The sequence below is a fragment of the Staphylococcus lloydii genome (genome assembly GCF_015775975.1).
In the GTDB taxonomy this organism is placed as follows: domain Bacteria; phylum Bacillota; class Bacilli; order Staphylococcales; family Staphylococcaceae; genus Staphylococcus; species Staphylococcus lloydii.
The window spans coordinates 736,865-758,723 of the sequence record NZ_CP064056.1 but is presented as its reverse complement, the minus strand read 5'-3'; the positions used below and the strand labels follow the sequence as shown (position 1 = coordinate 758,723).

Annotated in this window: 23 protein-coding genes; 4 read left to right on the top strand and 19 right to left on the bottom strand. The window is 33.5% G+C overall.

Features of this window, described 5'->3' with window-relative positions; all coding sequences use genetic code 11:
- Nucleotides 1-56 precede the first annotated feature (56 nt).
- Together ISP08_RS03440 and ISP08_RS03435 are read right to left on the bottom strand one after the other, a co-directional pair.
- On the bottom strand, nucleotides 57-3,185 hold the full coding sequence (locus ISP08_RS03440; RefSeq protein WP_195719422.1) for an efflux RND transporter permease subunit: 3,129 nt from the start codon (nucleotides 3,183-3,185) through the stop codon (nucleotides 57-59).
- Nucleotides 3,186-3,410: 225 nt separating this feature from the next.
- Complete coding sequence (locus tag ISP08_RS03435; protein WP_195719421.1) at nucleotides 3,411-4,661, bottom strand: lipid II:glycine glycyltransferase FemX; 1,251 nt, start codon at nucleotides 4,659-4,661, stop codon at nucleotides 3,411-3,413.
- Nucleotides 4,662-4,777: 116 nt separating this feature from the next.
- Between ISP08_RS03435 and ISP08_RS03430 the strand changes: the two genes are divergently transcribed.
- Nucleotides 4,778-5,029: a hypothetical protein gene (locus tag ISP08_RS03430; RefSeq protein ID WP_048792983.1), complete on the top strand. Its 252-nt coding sequence runs from the start codon at nucleotides 4,778-4,780 to the stop codon at nucleotides 5,027-5,029.
- Here ISP08_RS03430 and ISP08_RS03425 read toward each other — a convergent pair.
- Nucleotides 5,026-5,784: a VOC family protein gene (locus ISP08_RS03425; RefSeq protein WP_195719420.1), complete on the bottom strand. Its 759-nt coding sequence runs from the start codon at nucleotides 5,782-5,784 to the stop codon at nucleotides 5,026-5,028. The genes ISP08_RS03430 and ISP08_RS03425 overlap by 4 nt on opposite strands.
- A gap of 242 nt (nucleotides 5,785-6,026) precedes the next feature.
- Here ISP08_RS03425 and ISP08_RS03420 point away from each other — a divergent pair, with 242 nt between their 5' ends.
- Together ISP08_RS03420 and ISP08_RS03415 are read left to right on the top strand one after the other, a co-directional pair.
- Nucleotides 6,027-6,461, top strand: coding sequence for a MarR family winged helix-turn-helix transcriptional regulator (locus ISP08_RS03420; RefSeq protein WP_195719419.1), 435 nt, complete (start codon nucleotides 6,027-6,029; stop codon nucleotides 6,459-6,461).
- Between the two features lie 2 nt (nucleotides 6,462-6,463).
- Complete coding sequence (locus ISP08_RS03415; RefSeq protein ID WP_195719418.1) at nucleotides 6,464-7,672, top strand: MFS transporter; 1,209 nt, start codon at nucleotides 6,464-6,466, stop codon at nucleotides 7,670-7,672.
- 57 nt (nucleotides 7,673-7,729) lie between these two features.
- Here the strand turns inward: ISP08_RS03415 and ISP08_RS03410 are convergent, their stop codons facing one another.
- From ISP08_RS03410 to ISP08_RS03380, 7 genes are all read right to left on the bottom strand, one after another.
- Nucleotides 7,730-8,080 (bottom strand): transcriptional regulator, SarA/Rot family, encoded by a 351-nt coding sequence (locus ISP08_RS03410; RefSeq protein ID WP_048792987.1) that lies wholly within the window; start codon nucleotides 8,078-8,080, stop codon nucleotides 7,730-7,732.
- Between the two features lie 324 nt (nucleotides 8,081-8,404).
- Nucleotides 8,405-9,427, bottom strand: a complete 1,023-nt coding sequence (gene moaA / locus ISP08_RS03405; protein ID WP_195719417.1) for a GTP 3',8-cyclase MoaA — start codon at nucleotides 9,425-9,427, stop codon at nucleotides 8,405-8,407.
- Between the two features lie 13 nt (nucleotides 9,428-9,440).
- Nucleotides 9,441-10,043, bottom strand: coding sequence for a molybdenum cofactor guanylyltransferase MobA (gene mobA / locus ISP08_RS03400; RefSeq protein ID WP_195719416.1), 603 nt, complete (start codon nucleotides 10,041-10,043; stop codon nucleotides 9,441-9,443).
- A gap of 7 nt (nucleotides 10,044-10,050) precedes the next feature.
- A complete protein-coding gene (gene moaD, locus ISP08_RS03395) occupies nucleotides 10,051-10,284 on the bottom strand; it encodes a molybdopterin converting factor subunit 1 (protein ID WP_195719415.1) in 234 nt (77 codons plus the stop codon).
- 3 nt (nucleotides 10,285-10,287) lie between these two features.
- Entirely contained in the window at nucleotides 10,288-10,734 is a 447-nt protein-coding gene (locus ISP08_RS03390) for a molybdenum cofactor biosynthesis protein MoaE (protein ID WP_195719414.1), read from the bottom strand.
- Nucleotides 10,731-11,207, bottom strand: a complete 477-nt coding sequence (mobB, locus tag ISP08_RS03385; RefSeq protein WP_195719413.1) for a molybdopterin-guanine dinucleotide biosynthesis protein B — start codon at nucleotides 11,205-11,207, stop codon at nucleotides 10,731-10,733. The genes ISP08_RS03390 and mobB overlap by 4 nt, the downstream gene beginning before the upstream one ends.
- On the bottom strand, nucleotides 11,204-12,463 hold the full coding sequence (locus ISP08_RS03380) for a molybdopterin molybdotransferase MoeA (RefSeq protein ID WP_195719412.1): 1,260 nt from the start codon (nucleotides 12,461-12,463) through the stop codon (nucleotides 11,204-11,206). The genes mobB and ISP08_RS03380 overlap by 4 nt, the downstream gene beginning before the upstream one ends.
- Nucleotides 12,464-12,522: 59 nt before the next feature.
- Between ISP08_RS03380 and moaC the strand changes: the two genes are divergently transcribed.
- Nucleotides 12,523-13,008, top strand: a complete 486-nt coding sequence (gene moaC, locus ISP08_RS03375; protein WP_195719411.1) for a cyclic pyranopterin monophosphate synthase MoaC — start codon at nucleotides 12,523-12,525, stop codon at nucleotides 13,006-13,008.
- A gap of 53 nt (nucleotides 13,009-13,061) precedes the next feature.
- Here the strand turns inward: moaC and ISP08_RS03370 are convergent, their stop codons facing one another.
- The 9 genes from ISP08_RS03370 to ISP08_RS03330 all read right to left on the bottom strand — a co-directional run bounded on the left by ISP08_RS03370 (nucleotide 13,062) and on the right by ISP08_RS03330 (nucleotide 21,722).
- Nucleotides 13,062-13,562, bottom strand: coding sequence for a MogA/MoaB family molybdenum cofactor biosynthesis protein (locus ISP08_RS03370; RefSeq protein ID WP_195719410.1), 501 nt, complete (start codon nucleotides 13,560-13,562; stop codon nucleotides 13,062-13,064).
- Between the two features lie 16 nt (nucleotides 13,563-13,578).
- The gene (locus ISP08_RS03365) at nucleotides 13,579-14,583 is read right to left on the bottom strand and encodes a ThiF family adenylyltransferase (RefSeq protein ID WP_195719409.1); all 1,005 of its coding nucleotides are present in this window, start codon (nucleotides 14,581-14,583) and stop codon (nucleotides 13,579-13,581) included.
- Nucleotides 14,584-14,789: 206 nt separating this feature from the next.
- Nucleotides 14,790-15,398, bottom strand: coding sequence for an ATP-binding cassette domain-containing protein (locus tag ISP08_RS03360; RefSeq protein WP_195719408.1), 609 nt, complete (start codon nucleotides 15,396-15,398; stop codon nucleotides 14,790-14,792).
- On the bottom strand, nucleotides 15,399-16,070 hold the full coding sequence (gene modB, locus ISP08_RS03355) for a molybdate ABC transporter permease subunit (protein WP_195719407.1): 672 nt from the start codon (nucleotides 16,068-16,070) through the stop codon (nucleotides 15,399-15,401).
- 20 nt (nucleotides 16,071-16,090) lie between these two features.
- Nucleotides 16,091-16,879, bottom strand: coding sequence for a molybdate ABC transporter substrate-binding protein (gene modA, locus ISP08_RS03350; RefSeq protein WP_048792999.1), 789 nt, complete (start codon nucleotides 16,877-16,879; stop codon nucleotides 16,091-16,093).
- A 72-nt stretch (nucleotides 16,880-16,951) separates the two neighbouring features.
- The gene (gene galT, locus ISP08_RS03345; protein WP_195719406.1) at nucleotides 16,952-18,442 is read right to left on the bottom strand and encodes a UDP-glucose--hexose-1-phosphate uridylyltransferase; all 1,491 of its coding nucleotides are present in this window, start codon (nucleotides 18,440-18,442) and stop codon (nucleotides 16,952-16,954) included.
- A gap of 3 nt (nucleotides 18,443-18,445) precedes the next feature.
- Nucleotides 18,446-19,444, bottom strand: a complete 999-nt coding sequence (gene galE, locus ISP08_RS03340; RefSeq protein ID WP_195719405.1) for a UDP-glucose 4-epimerase GalE — start codon at nucleotides 19,442-19,444, stop codon at nucleotides 18,446-18,448.
- A 24-nt stretch (nucleotides 19,445-19,468) separates the two neighbouring features.
- A complete protein-coding gene (locus tag ISP08_RS03335; RefSeq protein ID WP_195719404.1) occupies nucleotides 19,469-20,632 on the bottom strand; it encodes a galactokinase in 1,164 nt (387 codons plus the stop codon).
- An 85-nt stretch (nucleotides 20,633-20,717) separates the two neighbouring features.
- Nucleotides 20,718-21,722, bottom strand: a complete 1,005-nt coding sequence (locus tag ISP08_RS03330) for a LacI family DNA-binding transcriptional regulator (protein ID WP_195719403.1) — start codon at nucleotides 21,720-21,722, stop codon at nucleotides 20,718-20,720.
- Nucleotides 21,723-21,859 lie beyond the last annotated feature (137 nt).

The following is a 21,859-nucleotide window of genomic DNA, read 5'->3' as shown; positions in this document are numbered from 1 at the left end:
TTTTTTTATTTAAATTAAACAAGAGGTTAAAACGATTACGTTTTAACCTCTTGTTATTATTTATTAAACTTACGTTTCAACTTATTTCTCATCGTCATTAATATTTCGTAAATAACAGGAACTACGATTAAAGTTAGGATTGTAGACGAAATCAATCCACCTATAACTGTCGCAGCCATTCCTTTTGAAATAAGCATCGAACTATCTTTACCAAATAGCATCGGTATTAGTGCACCTATTGTTGCTAACGCCGTCATAAGAATCGGTCTTATACGTGTACCGCCAGCTTCTATCAACGCTTCCTTCATAGGCATACCATTTTTTTCATTATTAATTACCCTATCTATAAGCACGATGGCATTCGTCACTACTATACCTATCAACATTAACATACCAATCATACTTGGTACCGATAAAGTTTCTCCAGTAATTACTAAAGCTAATACAACTCCGATTACTGTAAATGGTAATGAGAATAAAATTGTGAATGGCGCTAAAGCACCTTTGAATGTAAGGACAAGTACTAAATAAACTATAATGATTGCTGCTAACATCGCTAAAGTTAATTGCGTGATAGCATTGCCAATATCGTCATTGGCTCCGCCAACATTAACTTTCACACTGTTAGGTTTATCCATTTTATTAACTTTAGAAATCATTTTTTGCGAAATACCACCAACATTACTACTCGTCACTTTACCAGATACTGTTGATGTATAATCACCAGCCTCTGTCTTAATTTTATTTGGTGTTGACGTTTTTTCTAAACTAGCAATATCACTTAATTTAACTTCTTTACCAGTTTGAGATGGTACTTCAGTATTTTCTAATTTATCTTTACTCCAGTCTGTGACTTTGTCTTGCTTAATTTTAACGCTAACATTCTTACCACTATCTTTAACTGTAGTTACAGTTTGATCAGGCGTATTTTGGTTTAGAGTCATTGCTAATTGAGAAGCTGTAATACCCTGCTTAGCGGCTTTATTATGATCTACTTTAATATTGTATTGCTCATATGTTTGTGATAAATCCGATTTTACATTAGCAATACCGTGTTCTTTTTTCATACTATCTTCGATTTTATTAACGGTACCTTTTATTTTAGCTAATGAAGGTCCAGTAACATCAATTTCAATTTTATTGTTACTACCACCAGTACCCATATCTTGGTTACCCCATTCACCTGGGTGTTTATATTTACTAATATGTTTTAACACTTTATCTGGTTCTTCATCAAAATTAGGCGTATTGGAATCATATTGCACCATTAACGCTAAACTATTCGTACTACCCGTTGGATCAGTTGGCGAAGGTCCACCTACAGAATATTGTACTGTTCTAACTTTATCTTTACTGTTTAAATATTTTTGTACTTGCTCTGCATGGTCTAAAACTTTACCTTCAGTTTCACCAGGTTTCGGTGTATAAGTGAGTGCCATATATTTATCATCACCAGTCGAGATGTAGCTTGTACCTATTTTAGCTGCACCTAGTACAATACTAGCAATCAAAATGACAATACTTAAAATTAATACTATCCATTTATGATTTAACGACCATGATAAGACCTTACGATAATTAGATCCAATTATGCCAAGTGACTTCTCCTTTTTACGTTTAAGTCCTTTTTTAAAATAAGTAGACCCTAATGCTGGCACGATTGTAATTGAAACTAATAGAGATGCCAATAAACTAAAAGTGATAGCTAAAGCAAATGGTCTAAACATTTCTCCAACTGAACCACTCACAAAGGCAAGCGGTAAAAAGACTACGATAGTAACAATAGTCGATGATAAAATAGGTTTAAATACTTCTTTTGTAGCACTAATAATTAAATCATCTTTAACCAATTGTTCATTTTTATCGGCAAGCCTACGGTAAATATTTTCAACTACTACGATAGAATCATCGATAACTCTACCAATGGCAACAGTCAAGGCGCCTAACGTTAATATATTTAACGATATATTTGAGAGTTTCAATGCTATCATTGCTATCAAAATAGACATTGGTATCGATACGACCGAAATCGTCGTCATTCTTATATTTCTTAAGAATAATAGGATAACGATAATAGCTACTATCGTACCTAACAATGCCTTATTAATCATCGTGCTTAATGAATCTTTAATTGGCTTCGCAGTGTCCATAACGATATGAGATTCCATGTCTGGATTTTGCTTTTTAAAGTCATTAATTTTGTCTTTTACGTCATCAGCAACTTGTACGGTATTCGCATCTTGTGCTTTCGTAATTTGAACATTCAATGCATCTTTACCATTAGTTTTAGAGATACTTTCACGTGTATCACCTAATTTTACATCTGCAATATCTTTTAATTTAACTGATGAAGATGAGTCTTCTTCCCCATTAGATTGTTGTGACATCATCTCACTAGCTTGTTGTCCACCAGCACTACTACTCGCCCCACTAGCAGCACCTTGTTGAGGTATAGTTAGATTTTTCAAAGCATCTACCGATTTATATTTGCCATCTACAACAATGGATTTATCAGTATCATCAAATTGGAATAAGCCTAATGGTGTCTGACTCGTAGCATTCTTAATATATTTCTGAACGTCTTGTTCTGTTAAATGATTTTCGCTTAGTTTTGCTTTATCAAATTTAATTGATACTTCACGTTTTGTTTGTCCATTTACTTGAGCATTTTGTACGCCTTTTACTTGTTGTAATTTAGGTATTAAATGCGAATTGATTTTTTTAGTAGCATCCTTTAGATTATCCTCTTTATTTGTAAAAGAATAAGCGACTATTGGGAAAGCATCCATAGAGCTACGTGTTATTTCAGGTTCTTGTACACCACTTTTAAACTTTATTTTATCCAGTTCTTTTTTCAAATCGTTTTCAGCTTTATCCATATCCGTACCATCTTCATATTTCACTGTTACCGTAGAAGCATTTTGAATGGATTCGGCACTCACATCTTTAACATCTGCCATTGACCGTATTTGATCATCAATCTTATCACTGACATCATCTTTAACAGCAGTTGGCGTTGCACCTGGCATAGACGTTTGAATTGTCATCATAGGTGGCTCAACATCTGGTAACAACTCTTGTTTAAGCTTTACACTCGAATAAATACCACCGAGAATCACTAGCAGTACCATTAGAAAGATGGCAAATTTATTACCTAGTGAAAACTGTAGCAATTTTTTTATCATTAACTTAATCCCCCATCAAAATATCAATTTAGTAATAACTTACCATAAATCAAACAATTTTAAGTTCAATTTTTAAAATTAATGCAAATAATTTTACGCTTCATAATTTTAGTTATTATTTAATATAGTTCCGCTCCCATGTTGAAAGCTTTGTTATAATGCAATATTTTGTCACAAAAAAACTGTCGACAGTGTGTTGTCGACAGTAAAATTTACTAAAGGAAACTATTTTCTTTTAAGTTTGCGAGAAAGACCAATTTTAGCTTTTGTTAATCTAGGCTTCACATTTTCAATGATTTGATAAAGTGGTTTATTTAGCACGTAATCGAATTCTCCGATTTTTTCGCTTAAATAAGTACCCCATACTTTCTTAAAGCTCCATAAGCCATAATGATCTGAATCTTTATCTGGGTCGTTATCAGTACCACCAAAATCATAAGTTTTAGCGCCATGTTCTCTTGCATATTGCATCATCGCAAACTGCATGTGATGGTTAGGTAAAAAGTCTCTATATTCATTTGAAGAAGCGCCATATAAATAATAAGATTTTTCTCCTGAGAACATCAACAATGCACCTGATAAATAAATACCTTCTGGGTGCGTAGCTACTAATTGTTCTAAATCGTCAATCAATGATTGCGTTTTATCTTTTTTGTTTCCTGCATCATTAATTTTATTTAAGGTCTTTTTGTCTTGTTTTTTCTCTGTTAATTTAACAATTTCTTGATCCAACTCATCCATGTCATTTCTTAATTCTTCTAGGACTGGTTTAGGTTCAAGTTTAACTAAAAAGAGTTCAGCATCTCCATCGTCATGTAATGCATCATAGATATTTTGGAAGTATGAAATATCTCTTGTTAAGAAGCCATCTCTTTCACCAGTTATTTTCATTAAATTCGCAAAAGTTTCTAAACCTGCTCTATTTGATTTTTCAACTTTTGTTCCACGTTTTAATGCTAATCTAACCTTAGAACGGTTTCTACGTTCAAAACTTTGAATAAGTGATTCATCATCTTTGTCTATTGGGGTAATCATTGTCATTCTAGGTTGGATATAGTCTTTAGATAATCCTTCTTTAAAGCCTTTATGTTTAAACCCTAGCGATTTTAAGTTGCGTAACGCCTCAACGCCTTTATCTACTTCAACGTCTGGGTCAATTTTAATTGCATAAGCTTTTTCATCTTTAGCGACTTGCATCGCATTTTCTAATAATGTTTCTAAAGCTAATTTGTTGGAATAATCAGTTACAAAGCCTCTTGATATATAACATAACGTATAAGGTAACTTAGGTACTTTTTTGAACAGTAATTGTCCCACACCTACGATTTCACCATTTTCACCGACAGCGATACGCTTAGAATACCAGCCTGTTAATTTTTTTGTTTCGGCCCATTTTGTTAATTGAAGTAAATCCCCATTTGGATGACTTTTCACAAATGCATCATGTTGTTGATTTGTAATATTCATCTTTTCCATATCTCTGTCTCCTTTATCTTTACAGTTCTTTAATTATACAACGCACAATTCAATCTTTCACGTATAACATCGTCTTTTGATATAATGAAATAAATACTAATTAAAGAAGGTTTACAATGAGAATAATTATCCTCGCTTTATTATTTATTATAAATATTATAATTGTTATTCATACATTAGCTAATCCATTAACGATTAACAACTTTAGTTTACGTGTCATACTCGCTGCGTTGACATTTGTTTTATCCTTATTCTTTTTATTAATACGCACTACTAAAGTGGCAACATACTGTGCTATTATAACACTTATCTTAGCACTCTTGCATATATTCATCATCGCGCATAGTGCTTATCAGTACATTTATTAATCTGCCTCACAACGATAATGTAATCCTCTAATTATTAAAGTATATGACGCAGTAGTCTTGCTATCATGCAAGACTATTTTTTCGTATCTAGGGTTATCACTATTATAAAATTCATAAATCACATTATCATTGGGTAATTGCAATTGTGTAACGTGTTCATCATCGTTAACGACAAGCATTTCAAACCACTGTCTCCATTTAGCGGCAGTAATTTTTCTGTTTTCACAACCTATGCATACCCTTTTAACTGTAAACTCATTTTGCCTATATGGCGCTAACTTCTTCTCTCTTACTTCATCAGGTTCATCCCATTGAATGAAAAATGGTGGTTTAACTTTTTCGTCTAACTCATTAATGTATAATAATTGCCATTCTGTTTTTTTACCCTTTGCATCAACACGATTCATCTTAACTGGGCCAATAATATCGACGCCCTTAGATTCTAATTCTAATTTTAAATAATCAATATCATCCGTACTAAAAGCGAGCGTTTTTAGTCCTTGTTTATAATTGTCTTGCACTAACTTCGAAGGAAATGCAACCCTTCCCTCGTCCGTTTTAGATAATTTTAATAAAGTCTCTTTATTATAAACATCTAATAATTCGATGTAAGCATTCGAAATATACGCTAGACGATTGAACGTACCAAAGCGTTCATGACGCCCTCCATTATATAATGTAAACAATTCACCAGGATATTTGAACTCTGATAAATTATTTATATAGTGTACGAAATGATCAAGTTTAAGATTCATGGATAAAACCCCTTAATTTTATTTAATTCTATAATAACAAATGACTTCTCTCATTACTCGCATTTTACTAATAAGTGAAACTACCAATACTTATTTAAAATTTGTAGTAAATTGTCCTTCTTAAAAACATAATACTCATTTAATTAAAATTTGTATTAACCTATTGCTTTATTTTCAAAATTGCATTAGAATAGTAAACGTTCTAAATAAAGTTAGCTAAGCTAACTATTTGAGAGGTGCCTATGAATACAAAAAAATTATTCGATAGTTTAACGGGTATGTATCGACCTTACGTAAAATTATTTCAACCCATATTCGAAGAGTATGATTTATTTTCAGCGCAATGGCTTGTGTTAAAAGATATCGCGCTTAACGAACCTACAACATTAGTACAAATATCTAAAAGAAGAGCTATCGAAAAACCGACAACGCGTAAGATATTAAAAGTACTTTCAGACAAATCATTATTAACTATAAAGCAAGGTAATGATAAAAGAGAACGCATCTTAACTCTATCAAAAGCAGGTACTGAATTATTTGAGGATATGAGTAAGCAATTTGATCGTATTCAAGGTAATATCGTCGAACGTTCAGGTATTACTGCAGAAGAAGCCGATATCACTATTAAAACCGTATTGGCGTTACACGAACAATTATCTAATCTAGAGGAGGAATAGTAGTGCAACATGTAGAACAAGGTGCTTTAAAAACACCTATATGGACTAAAAGTTTTAACATTAACTTTTTAACGAACTTTTTAGTTTACCTGTGTATGTATTTATTAATTGTAATTATCGCAAGCTATACAAAGTCTGAGTATCACGCTTCAGATAGTATAGCCGGATTGGTGTCAGGTCTTTTTATTATTGGGTCACTCATAGGTAGATTTACAACAGGAAAGTATGTCAACAGAGTTGGACCAAAACGTATATTACTAATCGGTTTAGTATTTTTAATGATTTCTCAATTATTATATTTTATTGAGGGTTCATTAACAGTATTAATGGTTACAAGAGTTATTAACGGTATTGCAACTGGTGTCACAACTACTGCAACAGGTACAATCGCAGCATATGTGACGCCTCAAGAACGTAAAAGTGAAGGTATCAGTTTATTCTCATTAAGTTTAGTATTAGGTGCAGCTATAGGGCCATTTTTTGGTTTATTATTAATTAATGCTTTCCCAGTTGAATTGTTATTCTTTATTTGTTTAATATGTGGTGTTGTAAGTTTCGCAGTATCATTCTTTATTAACTTACAATTTGAAACTACAAAAGAAGAACCTATGAAAGATACACAAAGCAAGAAGAAATTTAACATTAACAATTACATTGCAAAAGAAGCTGTACCCGTTGCCATCATTATGTTAATCACAGGTTTAACTTATTCATCGATACTCACGTTTTTACAATTTTATGCTCAAGAAATTCATTTAGTAACGTTAGCAAGTTACTTCTTTATTTTCTATGCTATTGCTTCATTAATCACAAGACCTGTTGCCGGACGTATGATGGATGACAAAAATGAAAACGTAGTCGTTTACCCTGCTTTCATTTGTTTAATTTTAACGTTCGTTGCACTATGTTTTACAAATTCAGGTTGGTTACTCGTTATAGCGGGGCTTTTACTTGGTTGCGGTTACGGTAATATTTCTTCAAGTATGCAAGCTATCGCAATTAAAGTATCACCTCCGACAAAATATGGTATCGCAACATCTACTTACTTTATTGGATTAGACCTAGGTTTAGGCTTTGGCCCATATGTGTTAGGTTTCATAACTTCTGCAGTGTCATTTGCTCAGTTATACGGCATTATGGCAATAATCGCACTCGTTACAGCAATCATTTATTTATTCGTTCATGGACGTAAAGTTAAAACACAATATTAATAAAAAAAGGTTAGGTATAATTGAATGTGCTACATTCATAATACCTAACCTTTTTTATTAGTTTGCCATTTGAGAAGTTTCGATAGCCGCCGTTATATGGCTGAGTAGTTCACTTTGCTTTTCATCAAAGTAATAAAACACCTGTCGTTCATCCGAATCAGAGCGAATTTTTGAAATGAGTTCTTTTTTATATATTTTACGTATTATAACATCAATCTTACTTGTATCCCACAACATTTCAAAATGCAAAGTATCTCTCAATACTTTACCACTAATTTTTTGTGCCTCATAAACTTTGTATAGCACAACAAATTCTTCCATAGATAAACTTTGGGTCGTTTTAAGCCAATGTTTCAGTTGGCTTAGTGCTCTTTCGGATTCGATGAATTGCTTTACCTTACTTTCCATATTTTGATCAAGCCTCCTATGTTTATTCTAGTTGTTGTTTTATTGTTTAAATGGCTTTATATATAGTCTTATGCTTTTGAAATATTATATAACAATTCCTTCTTTAAATCTATAACTTTTAAGTTGTTATTTAAATTACTCATTTAGATTTTAAATTAAAGATATTAAAGATTAACGCTTATTTATCATTCATTTATTCAATGTCAGTGGTTTTTTATTATCTTTAAATTATTGCTTTAATAGTTTTTAAATATAAATATAAAATCTCACAATAATCTATTGTGAGATTAAAAAGTATATAGTATTGAAAGTGTAGCCTTTTAACTAACCACCTATATAGTTCATATTTATTTTCTTACGTTTGCGATTAGCAACTGTTTGTTCGGTACGTTCATCTGAATAGCGATCGTCTCGAATGTTCCATAATGCTTTAAATTGTTCTTTAAGTTCATGATTGTTTGCACCAGAACGTAAAAATGATTTCACATCAAATCCATCTACTGAGCTAAATAAACATCCGTAAAATTTTCCGTCTGATGACAATCTTGCACGTGTGCAGGTTGAACAAAACGATTGCGATACACTTGTTATTAAGCCAAATTTCGCCCCATTGTCTATATGTCGGTAATATTTAGCGACTTCACCAAAATATTTAGGCTCCACAGGTGCAATATCAAAATGTTGTTCTACGGTAGCTAACATTTCATCTTTGGTAACAACTTTACTGAAATCCCAACCATTATCGTTGCCTACATCCATAAATTCAATAAAACGTATTTCAATATCTTTATCTTTAAAGTATTCAATCATCGGAATAATTTGATCATCGTTAACCCCTTTTTGAATAACCACATTTACTTTAACGTGGAATCCAATACTAACGGCATAATCAATTTGATCTAAAATCGTACTCGCTTTAATATTACGGTTATTTATATTTTGAAATACTTTATCCTCAATAGCATCAAGACTTACATTTATTCTTCTTAAACCTGCATCGTATAAATTTTGTCCGTGCTTTTTTAACAGTAATCCATTTGTAGTTAAACCTATATCTTCGATAGCATCTATTTGTGACAACTGTTCTATTAACTTATATAAATCTCTGCGCATTAATGGTTCGCCACCAGTAATGCGAATTTTCTTCACGCCAAGTTGCGTATAGATTTCGGCAATACGAGTCATTTCGTCAAAAGTTAATAACTCTTCTTTTGGGAGAAATACGTAGTCATCTCCAAATATTTCTTTCGGCATACAATAATCACATCGAAAGTTACAGCGATCGGTAACTGATAATCTTAAGTCTCGAATTGGTCTACCTAATTTATCAGTTATTTGTTCAACCATTTTAAGGACCTCCTTATTTATTTAACACTTGTTCTAAAGAGTCCAAATCTTGTTGATAATTAATATTTTTAAACCAATATTCTGGTGCATCAATATCTCCAACGTTTAACCAAGCATGATCGACTCGGCTATATACATTTTTGAAGCTATAATCATCAGAATTTAAAGCTTGTTCAATATATTGTAATGTTTTAGGACTGTAAAATGCTATAGTCGGGATTGGGTAATTATCTGCGATAAAACCGGCTATATCTAATTTATCTTCTATTAAATGCGCTACCATGAATTGATAAAGTTTGCTAATTGCTTTTTTAGAAATCATCGGTGTATCAACAGAAACTACGAAAAATAATTCATCGTCATATTGTTTCATGACTGTGCAAAGTCCTGCCAATGGGCCCTTATCTTTAAATTGCGGAGCGTCTACGACCACATCGCTATAATCAAATTTTGGCGCTAATGTTTCGTTTGTACTAATGATTATTTTATTAAACATGTTTGTTGCTTCAAGCACATCTATAATGCGTTGATAAAAATACTGTCCTTGTATTTGTGCAAATGCTTTTTGAGCGCCAAATCTTTCCGAACGCCCACCGGCAAGGATTATTGCTTTCATCTCTATATTAACCTCCGCTAACTGGTGGAATCAACGCAACCGTATCATTTTGTTGCACGATGTCATCGTCTTTAACAAATTCTTCATTAACGGCTACTTGATAAGTTTTATTTTTTAATGCTGGATATTGTTCAAGTAATTTATTTTTTAATTGTTCAACAGTCAGTGTATTATCTAAAGGTATTTCTTCTGACTGTTTAGCTAAAATTTCTTTTATTTCTGCAAAATATAAGACTTTCAATTCCTAGCCTCCTTCAATTGCATCTTCATGATAACCTCTTTGATGGCCTTGCCATTCGGCACCATCTTCCCATATTTCTTTTTTCCAAATTGGTACAATCTCTTTAATGCGTTCTATCGCATATTCATTTGCTTCATATGCATCTCTTCTATGTGGTGAAGATACTGCGATCAATACTGCTATGTCAGAGATATTTAACGCACCTATTCTATGAACAATGCTCGTCTTTGTGTCTGGCCAACGTGCTGTAATTTCTGCGCCAATTTGCGCGAGTTTCTTTTCTGCCATTGGTACATACGCTTCATATTCCAAATACTCAGTCTTTATCCCTTTTGTCCACTCTCTCACATGGCCAGTAAATACAACAGCAGCACCTTTTGTAGCATCAACTACAAAAGCTCTATATTGTTCAGTTTGAATAGGTGTATTTGTAACTTCAAACTGTTTCATCGAATCAGCCCTTTTGTACGTAGAAAAGTAAGTAACCATGCTTCATATTGTTTGTAAGCCATTTCTTCGCTTAAATTAATATGATATTGCACGTTAGATAATTGAGTTAGCTTATGATAATCTGCTTGATTATGATATACGATAACTTTATCATACGGTGCGTCTTTAAAACCTTCTACTAAGATTATGTCACTGTCTATTGTAACAGATTCAGCAATCAGTTCCTTAAGATTTTGTTTTGCTACATGTGTTACTGTTTGACGATAATTTTCTCCCTGCACAATGCTTTGATCGGCTCCAGCAGAAAAATGTTTCATATGGTCTACATTACTATCTTGTAGCGTTATTTCACCACCATGACCATGATTTTTTACTGTAGCAACCTTTAAACCCAACGATTTCAACAATTTAATTGTCTGTCTCATTAAAGTTGTCTTCCCTGTATTTTTATAACCGACGATTTGCAAAATCATAATAGTAATTCCTCTTCGTAACTCGATGATTCAGTCAAAATCACATCGACTGTACGTCCTTTTTTATAGCCTCTCGTACCACCAGGCAACATTATCATCGCATTGCTGTGTGCTATAGCTACAACTGCACCAGATTTATTAAAGCCGGACGGCACGGCTGTCATTTCACCGCCTGTAAAGGTTGCTTTCGCTCTAATGAATCTGCTAAATGGGTTCGGTTTTGTAAAGTCTTCCATTAACGTTGCTTTAACAATTTGGGGGTAGCAAGCGTTGGCACCTGTCATCTTGTTAAGTGCAGGTTTTACAAATAATTCAAAACCTGTAAAACAAGCAGACGGATTACCAGACAAACCAAATAAATAAGTATTACCTGCTACTGCAACAGTCGTTACGCTACCTGGTCGCATGGCAACTTTATTAAACAAAACTTCTGCATTTAACGCTTCATAAATCGCCGGTAAATAATCAAAATCTCCGACTGACACACCGCCTGTAGTAATTACCATGTCATGTTTCCCTTTAGCTTCTTTAACGACTTGAATACTACTTTCTAAATCATCTTGTTGTATTTTATATGTTTCTACCTCTAGACCGACTTTAGTAGCTAATGCTTGAATCATTGGACCATTCGAATTACGAATCTTACCAGGTTCGAGATCATCACTGACGTCCAACAATTCACTACCTGTGGCAATAATCGCAACGCTAGGCTTTTTATAAACAGGGACGTCTTGATAACCGTAAGTAGCTAAAACAGCAATACCTCCTGCATTAAGATGTTGTCCTTTTTTTAAAACAATATCCCCAACAGTTGTTTCTTCGCCTTTTAACGATACATTTTCATATGCTTCAAATGGTTTTCTAATAGTAAATGAGCGTTCTTTCTCTATAGTTTGTTCCAACATAACTACAGCGTCGGCACCTTGAGGTAACTCGGCACCTGTCATGATTCTAACTGCATCATTAGGACCTAATTTTTTATCAGAAACGGAACCAGCTCCAATATGATCAATAACATTAAATTCAATACGCTTATCTCCACTTGCACCGACTGAATCTTCACTTCTTATCGCAAAGCCATCGTACGGTGATTTATTGAATCTAGGTATGTCATAAGTCGCTACAATATCTTGCGCTAACACATGATCTAAACTTTGTTGTAAAGGTACTTCAATAATAGGCATTGTAATGTTTTGTTTCATAACTCTCGCAATTGCTTCTTTTACAGTAATTGGATTTCTTTTTTCTACTGTCATTCCTAATCCCCTTTCTTATTTACGCCATGTTATACTATGAATTGTTTAGGAGGTATATTATGTCAAAATTCACACATATTAATGAACAAGGTAATGCAAAAATGGTTGATGTATCAGACAAAAGCAATACTAAACGTACTGCTATTGCACATTCTAGCATTACCGTTAATGCCGATATTCATCAACAAATCGTTGAACATACGAACCAGAAAGGTAACGTCCTTAATACAGCTCAAATAGCTGGTATCATGGCAGCCAAAAATACTTCAACTATCATACTGATGTGCCATCCCTTACCTTTAAGTGGCATCGATGTCAGTTTTGATTGGGTTACTAACGACAATGACTATACACTTAACATTACAACTTCAGTTTCTACGACAGGTAAAACTGGTGTTGAAATGGAAGCTTTAACGGCCGCCTCTGTTGTAGCACTAACCATTTACGACATGACAAAAGCATTAGATAAAGGTATGGTTATCGGTGAAACTTACCTATCCTCTAAAACTGGCGGTAAATCTGGAAACTATACGCGTAACCAATAATATACTTTTTGGGCAGGATAAACATTTAAATAACATGATTATATCTTGCCCAATTATTTTGTTAATTCATGTACTAAATGATTTAATTCAGGCTTAATTAATTTATTTAATGCTAATTTCACTGCTCCACTAGAACCCGGTAAGCAAAATACCAATTTATCATTTACAGTGCCTGCAATGGCTCTAGATAATAATGCTTTTGTGCCTACATCTTCGGTATAGCTTAAGTACCTAAACAATTCACCAAAACCTTCTATTTCTTTCGAAAATAATGGTCTAAGTGTTTCTATAGTAATATCTCGTGGTGATATGCCAGTACCCCCAGTAGTAATAATGACATCAATGTCAGCGTTTAACCACTGTTCAATTTGAGACTTAATGGCTTGTGGTTCATCTTTAACAATTTTATAAGCCGCTTCCCCTACTTCAACATTTTCTTCCGCAAGTAAAGCCTTAATCAATTGGCCACTTTTATCCGTCTTATAATCTCTTGTATCAGAAATCGTCAACACTGCAACTTGTATTTTTCGTGTTAATTTGATATCACTATGCATCAAAATGTCCCCTTTTTTATCCAAATAATTTATTCATTAGTTTTGCCGCTTCACTCGGTTGTGACATATTATGAATGAGAAATCTACCATCATGAAAGTTGACTAAACGATAGCCATCGTAATGAAACATAATAAGATAATCGTTTGTTTTATAATTAATATTATTTTCTACTAAAAAGTTTACTAACATTTCCTGGGAAATATGTTTATTTTGATATTGTACCGTATCTCTACCACATAATGACGCATATTCATGTGCTTGTTTATTTAACTGGGGAAACGTAGGTTCTGCGCCACACGTTAGACAATCATTATCTGACATGCGACTAAAACCAAAGACATGATGTTCGCCATTCCAAATATCACCGTAAGTATATTTTGCTGGGACATTATTCCCCGTTATAATTTTAAGGGCATCTTTCAATTGCAAACTTGTAGTCATAGTTACAGCTGGTTGAATAACGCCAACAGTATCACATGTTAAGTTAATCGCAGGCAGTTGTGGTAATAAACAATTAAAGCAAGGCGTCTCTCCAGGTATGAATGGTGCTTCAACATAAGTACTTTGTACTACACCCCCATAAATCCATGGAATATTATATTTAAAGGCAAAATCATTGATTAACATTCTAGTATCAAAATTATCCGTAGCATCTAATATTAAAGTCACTTCACGACTATGTTCTTCTAAAAAAGCATAGTCAACTTGTTCAATAAATGTATGAATCGTGACGTCCCCACTGATAGCTTGCAATGCTTTTTTTGCAGCAATAACTTTAGGTAAGGCTTCAACCGCATCATTAGCTGAATACAACGTTTGGCGTTGTAAATTACTTTCTTCAATATAATCTCTATCTACTATTGTTAATTCACCAATACCCGCTCTTACTAAACCTTCAGCAAGGTGTGATCCTAATGCACCCATACCTATAATAATGACGTGTGCCTGTGCTATTAAAGTTTGTCCTTTTTGACCAATACCTTTAAATAGTATTTGTCTTGAATAGCGATTATTATCCACAGCAATTGTCCTCTCTTAAATCCATTACATCTATTATAAATCTAACTATGATGAGTCACAATAATTTTAAGTGCTACATCAATCATCACTAAATAGAAAATTGAGCTTGCTATTCATAATGTATTAAAATCTCAACAGAATAATTAAATTCAAAAAACCCCTTTACTTATTAAGTAAAGGGATCCAAATATATCTATGCAATATACTTAATTACCAAATGTAATAATTTCATGCGCTAATTGCTCTGCTTCATAATTTGAATGTGTCACAAATATAATAGGTATTTGCCATTCTTTAAATACATTGTTAACTATTTTTATACTTTCATCCTTAGTATAGTCATCTAAACTAGAGAATGGTTCATCCAACAATATTAAATCTGGTTTGGTACTCAATGTACGTGCTAAAGCTACACGTTGAGACTCTCCACCAGACAATGTATATGGATATTGCTCAACTAAATGCGCTATATTCAACTCTGACGTTAAGTCTTCAATATGTTGTGAATATGGCGTCATAAAAGTTATATTTTTCAATACATTCATATTAGGAAATAGTTGGTAATCTTGAAACAAATAGCCTATATTACGTTGCTGAATTTTTACATTCACATCAGCTTCAGTATCTGTTAACACATTATTATTCACTTTAATTAGTGCTTCGTTAGGCTGTCTTAGACCCGCAATCATGTTTAATACCGTTGTTTTACCTATACCAGAAGGTCCCCTCAAAGCATATATTTTAGGCTCTTGGTCATTAATATCAATCGTTATCGGAGTATTTTTTAATTGATGTTTTAATTTAATAGTCAGCATCTAATCTCCCTCCAAATAACGGTCTTTGTTCAAGACATTAATAGTACCGATTATCGTTATTGCGAAGGCAACTAAGACTAGTACCCATAACCAGGCTTGATTTTCTTTACCTTGTTCCACTAAGAAATAAATTTCTAATGGTAAAGTGTTTGTCTTATTTGGTATATAACCAGCAACCATCAACGTAGCACCAAACTCGCCAATACCTCTAGCAAAACTCATCATTACGCCAGATAGGATAGAACGTTTCGATAACGGTAATATAAGTTGCGTGAAAATTTTATTTTCACTTGCTCCCATCGTACGTGCCGTATTTAACATTTTTTTGTCAATCCCTCTGAAGCCTTGCACCGTGTGCTGATACATTAATGGAAAGCTTACAATAATAGAAGCAATGATTGCACCTGTCATGGTAAACACGACAGGAATATGCAAAACATGACTAAAGAATTGACCAACCGGACTTTTAGGTGAAAAAACAATAAGCAATATAAAACCCATCACCGTCGGAGGTAAAACAATAGGCAATACAATAATACTTTCTAATAGTCTAGCGACTAAGCCATGCCTACTATACAACCATCTTGCGACTATGATACCGATGAAGAAAACGATGATCGTACTACTAACTGCTACTTTAATTGATATCCAAAATGGCGTTAAGTCGACCATCGCACTCCCTCCTTCAGTTACTATTCTTCAAATTTATATTTTTTCATGATTTTTTTAGCATCTTTTGTTTTTAAGAAGTCTACCCATTCTTTAGCTGTTTTTTTGTCTGAAGTCGTTGCTGCTTTATAAGTAATTGGTTTTTTCAACTTAGCAGCATTGATTTCTTTAACTTTGTTGTTACCATTTTTTTGACTTTGTGCTAAATCTGTTTTATAAACATAGCCTAATTGCGCATTTCCTTTTTCTACGTAGTTCAATACTTGGCGAACATCTTTCGCGTATACCAAGTTTGATTTTACATCGTTATATAACTTTTGATCTTTTAAGTATTGTTCGGCATATTTTCCAGCCGGCACAGACTTAGTCTCACCTATTGCTAATTTATCGCCTTTTTTAATATCTTTTACAGATTTATATTTACTATCTTTATCACCGATAAGAACTAGCTTATTCTGTGCATAATTATATGTATTTTTTGCTTTCTTATCTTTTACTAACATATCGACGTCTTTTGTGTTTGCAGACATCATAACGTCACTTGGTGCACCTTTTTCAATTTGTTGTCTTAACGCACCAGAACCACCATAATTAAATGAAATCTTTGTATTTTTATGGTCTTTCTTAAATTCTTTAGCTAAGTCTTTGCTTACGTCAGTTAAACTTGCTGCTGCAGAAACTGTAATTTGCTGTTTTTTATTGGAATCGCTTTTAGAACTCTCTTTACTCTTGTCGTCACTTCCGGAATTTGAGCACCCCGCTAACACTACACTTGCCGTAGTCATACCAACTAATAATTTTTTTATATTCATTTTATTACCACCTATATATTTTTATTATAGACTTGTGAAATATAAAAAAAAAGGATGAATGTATCATCCTTCTTAAAGAACATTTAAAAATTGTTTAAATGCATTATTACCTTGCTCATTATCCTTAAATACACCTGCGTCTGCTAATACACTTTTAAATTTAAGTCCGACTTCTTTGTGTATAATCTCATCTACGTTGTCATTATCTATTTGATAATTTTGAGCCATCGTTTCTGCCCATTGTTTATGTGGTCCTAGTTCATTATAACTTTTCCCAAGTAAGTAGTTTTTCACATCGACAAGTTCACTTTTTAATCTTCCGGGTAAAATTGCCGTGCCCATAACTTCAATTAGCCCAATATTTTCCTTTTTAATATGTTGCACATCTTGATGAGGATGGAATATACCGTCAGGATATTCATTCGATGTTTGATTATCACGTAAAACAATATCAATTTCATATTGTTCATTTTTATAACGTACTATCGGTGTAATCGTATGATGTCTTGTGCCATCATCGCTATACGCTTTTATATCAACACTACTGTCTGAATAATTATTCCATTGTTCCATAACATAGGTAGCAGCTTTAATTAATCGTGCGCTATTATTACTTTTCAACCTAATAACACTCATCGGCCATTTTAAAGTAGTGGCATCGATGTCTGGAAATGAAGTTAATTTAAAAGTTTCTTTAGTTGTTGCTCTATCCATTGGAAATTCATGTCGTCCTGCTTGATAATGATTGTGTGATAAAATTGATCCGCCCACAATTGGAATATCAGCGTTGGAACCTATAAAATAATGTGGAAACTGTTGAACAAACTCCACTAAGTTTTCAAATGTTTGTTGATTAATCGCCATTGGTTCATGCGTACGCGATAATACGATGCTATGTTCATTAAAGTAAGCATACGGTGAATATTGAAATCCCCATTCGTTTCCTGCTAAATTCATTCGGATAATGCGATGATTCGTTCTAGCTGCTTGTAATACAGACCCAATATATCCTTCATTTTCAAAGCATAGTGCACATTGCGGATAAGCACTTGCAGTCGCATTTTTTTCTTTAGCTATCTGCTTACCATCTTTCTCAGGCTTTGATAAATTTATTGTTATTTCAATATCACCGTAATCTGTTGCAACATTATAACTAATATTTTTAGCAATAGCGTCTTCCTTAACATAATGATTGCGTTTAGATAACTCATAAAAATAATCAGTGGCTAGTTTTGGATTTTCTTTATGTTGTTGCCAAAAATAATTATTTACCGCTGAAGGTTTAGGTGTTATTAAATCAAGTATTTGGGCCTCAACTATTTCTCTAATATAGCGTTCATCCTCAATAGTATTCGCCTTAACTGCTTGGTCAATCCATAACTGCGCGATGTCATTAGGCGTCATCGATGAAACTGCATCTATCGTTAGCTCATCTTCAATACCTTGTGCATTAAGTATAGCGATGAGCTTATTTTGTACATAAACAGCATCCAATACATCAAATTCACCCATATCCACTGTGTACTTTATAAACTGATCTACGAGTTGTTTATTGAGTAACATTACTTAACCTTCTTCCTGTTTGTAGCCATGCGGATGAGATTGATGCCACTTCCATGCATCTTGTATAATTTCTTTAATATCGTCATGTTGTGGTACCCAACCTAACAATGATTTAGCTTTATCGCTTGATGCAACTAACGTACCTGGATCGCCTGCTCTTCTTTTACCGACTTCAGCTTTGATCTCTTTACCTGTTACCGCACGAGCCGCTTCTAATATTTCAAATACAGAATATCCTTGGCTACTACCTAAATTAAATGCACCAGAAGTACCGCCCTTTTTTAAATAATCAAAGGCTAGTATATGTGCAGCTATTAAATCTTCAACGTGCAAATAATCCCTAATACATGAACCATCTGGTGTATTGTAATCATCGCCAAACACTGTCAAATTGTCACGTTGTCCTAAAGCAACTTGTAAAACAATTGGTATTAAATGTGTTTCAGGTCTATGGTCTTCGCCAATTTTGCCATTTGGATTAGCACCTGCCACGTTAAAGTAACGTAATGCCGCAAAATTAATTCCGTAGGCTTCGTGACACCAACGCATCATTTTTTCCATTACTAACTTACTTTCTCCATATGGACTTGTAGGATGCGTCGTATCATCTTCTTTAATAGGAATTGAATTCGGCTCACCGTACACTGCCGCTGTAGAAGAAAAGATAATTTTATCCACATCGTGATCGTACATAACTTCTAAAAGCGTTTGTAATCCATGAATATTATTATTGAAATAAGTCAGTGGTTTTTCAACAGACTCTCCAACTAATGAGTATGCGCAAAAATGGAAAACGCCATCGATTTCTTCTTTATTAAATACGTCATCTAAAAATGCTTTGTCTCTAATATCGCCTTCATAAAATCGAGCCTGCGCACTAACCGATTCTTTATGTCCCGTACCTAAATTATCGATAACGACAACATCGTAACCTTTATCTATAAGTTGATGTACACAATGGCTACCAATGTAGCCCGCTCCACCTAGTACTAGTACTGACAAATAAATCTTCCTCTCATTGATAAATTAATTTAAACTTTTAACGCCGTCACTAATGTTCACATGATAAAACGATGGTGCATAGCCGATTTTGTCTGTATAAGTTGAGGTAACCTCTTGTTCTAATGCTTTAACACTATCTTTATGTACTAAAGCAATAGCACAACCTGCAAAACCTGCGCCAGTCATTCTTGCGCCTAAAACCCCATCAATAGATTGTGCCGTTTCAGCTAATGTGTCTAATTCTAACCCTGTGACTTCATAATCATTTTTCAATGATTCATGCGAGTCGTTTAATAATTGCCCAAATGCTGTAAATTGATTGTTCGACAACATCTCATGCGCTTGTTTTGTTCTTTCATTTTCGCTAATTGCGTGACGTGCTCGCTTCAAGTTAGTAGGATTATCTATTAAATGTTGATAACGCTCAAATGTAGCTACATCGATATCACATAAATGTTCAATCATTAATTGTTGTTGTAATGATGCTAATGCCGCTTCACATTCAGAACGACGTTCGTTATATTTAGACTCCGTCAATGATCGACGTTTATTAGTATTCATAATTGAAATGACATAATCTCCAAAATAAGCTGGCACATAGTCATATTTTAAGGTACCCGTATCTAGTAATATGGCATGTTCACTTTTTCCTAGTCCAATTACAAATTGATCCATAATACCAGAATTAACGCCAATATAATTATTCTCAACTTTTTGTCCAATTTTAACTAAGGTCAGTCTATCAAGCTCAAGATCAAATAAGCTTTTAATGAGCCAACCACTTACAAGTTCTATTGAAGCTGACGACGATAAACTTGCACCATTAGGTATATTACCTTCAAATAGAACGTCAAAGCCTTGATTAATAGACGGAAAAGAAGCTAGCAAATATTTAATAACACCTTTGACGTAATTAGCCCAATCGTGATTTTCATCATATGCTAGGTTATTTAAGTCAAAAGAAATAACTCCCTTTTCTTCAAAATTCATAGAATAAACATTGATTTTATTGTCTTCACGTATACGCGCTAAACCATAAGTTCCTAATTCAATTGCTGCCGGAAATACATAACCACCATTATAATCAGTATGCTCACCAATAAGATTAATTCTTCCTGGAGCAAATGCATAATGTGTGGGTTCAGAATCAAAAATCGTTGCAAACTTAATCTTTAAAGATTCTAACATTTCTCCCACCCCTTAATTTATAAAAATACGAAGAGTAAACATAATTAAAGTTTACTTGTTTACTTATTAACGTGTCAATATTTTATCATTGTGTACTAAAAGTTGTACGCTCTATCAATCTTGCTTCGACAACAATATGTTGTGCAACTGACCTCAAATGATGAATTCGTTCTTCTGCCATCTTTACCGCACTACGTCCAAACTCATCAATTGCAATATGTACACTACTAATAGTCGGTATTACATATTGAATTACTTCTAAGTCATTAAAACTAATAAGTTTAATATCATCGGGTAATTGAATTCCATGTTGTAATAATTGCTGAATAATACCTATTGCTACCATGTCATTTCCAGCAATCAACACTTCAGGTAATTGTGCTTTACTTATTAATGATTTTATTTGTTCAGCACTTTGTTCCTTATTCCACCCACATAAATATGCTCGTTGTTCAATGTTATTATCTGCGCACCACTTTTTATATATTTTGTATCTAGGGTCATTGTCATTCATTGTGGCATTTCCTGTTAAATCTCTAGTTGTATGTAGTCCTCCCATATATCCAATATTCGTAAGACCTGTGTTTTGTATCTTAGTTAATAAATTTTGCATCGCATCTTCGATATTAGAATATACCGCATCTATATATTGTGGGGTTTGCGGATTATTAATAACGACTAAATTGGGATTAATTGCATATAATTGTTCCAAAGCTTCAACTGAAAAGTTGCCTATGACTATCAAGGCACCAGCTTTAGCAATTTTTTGCTCATCAAGTGCTTGTGTTGTACCGTCTATACGTATCGTTTTTTTCAATGATAGCTTTAACCGTTTTACTTCTGATTCTATAGCTAAACGTATCTCTCGATAATATGGATCGGACATTTCTCGCTCTTTTGATGCATACGTAATTAATTGAATACTTTTGTTTGTGCGTGTCACTTTTTCATAACGTAGTTTTTCAGCAATCGATATAATTCTTTCTCTAGTATTTTGCGCTACAGAGATAGTTGGATCATTATTTAATACACGTGAAACGGTACCAGGGCTTACGTTTGCCTCACGTGCTATATCTCTAATACTTGCCATTTTAGAACCTCGCTTTGTTTACTTATGTTTACTTATTTACTTCTATTATAGTTTACTTACCCTATGTTACAACATATTTTTATTTGCTTAGCGAACGCCTAATCATTTATCTAGTGTGAAATGTACGATAAAATAAC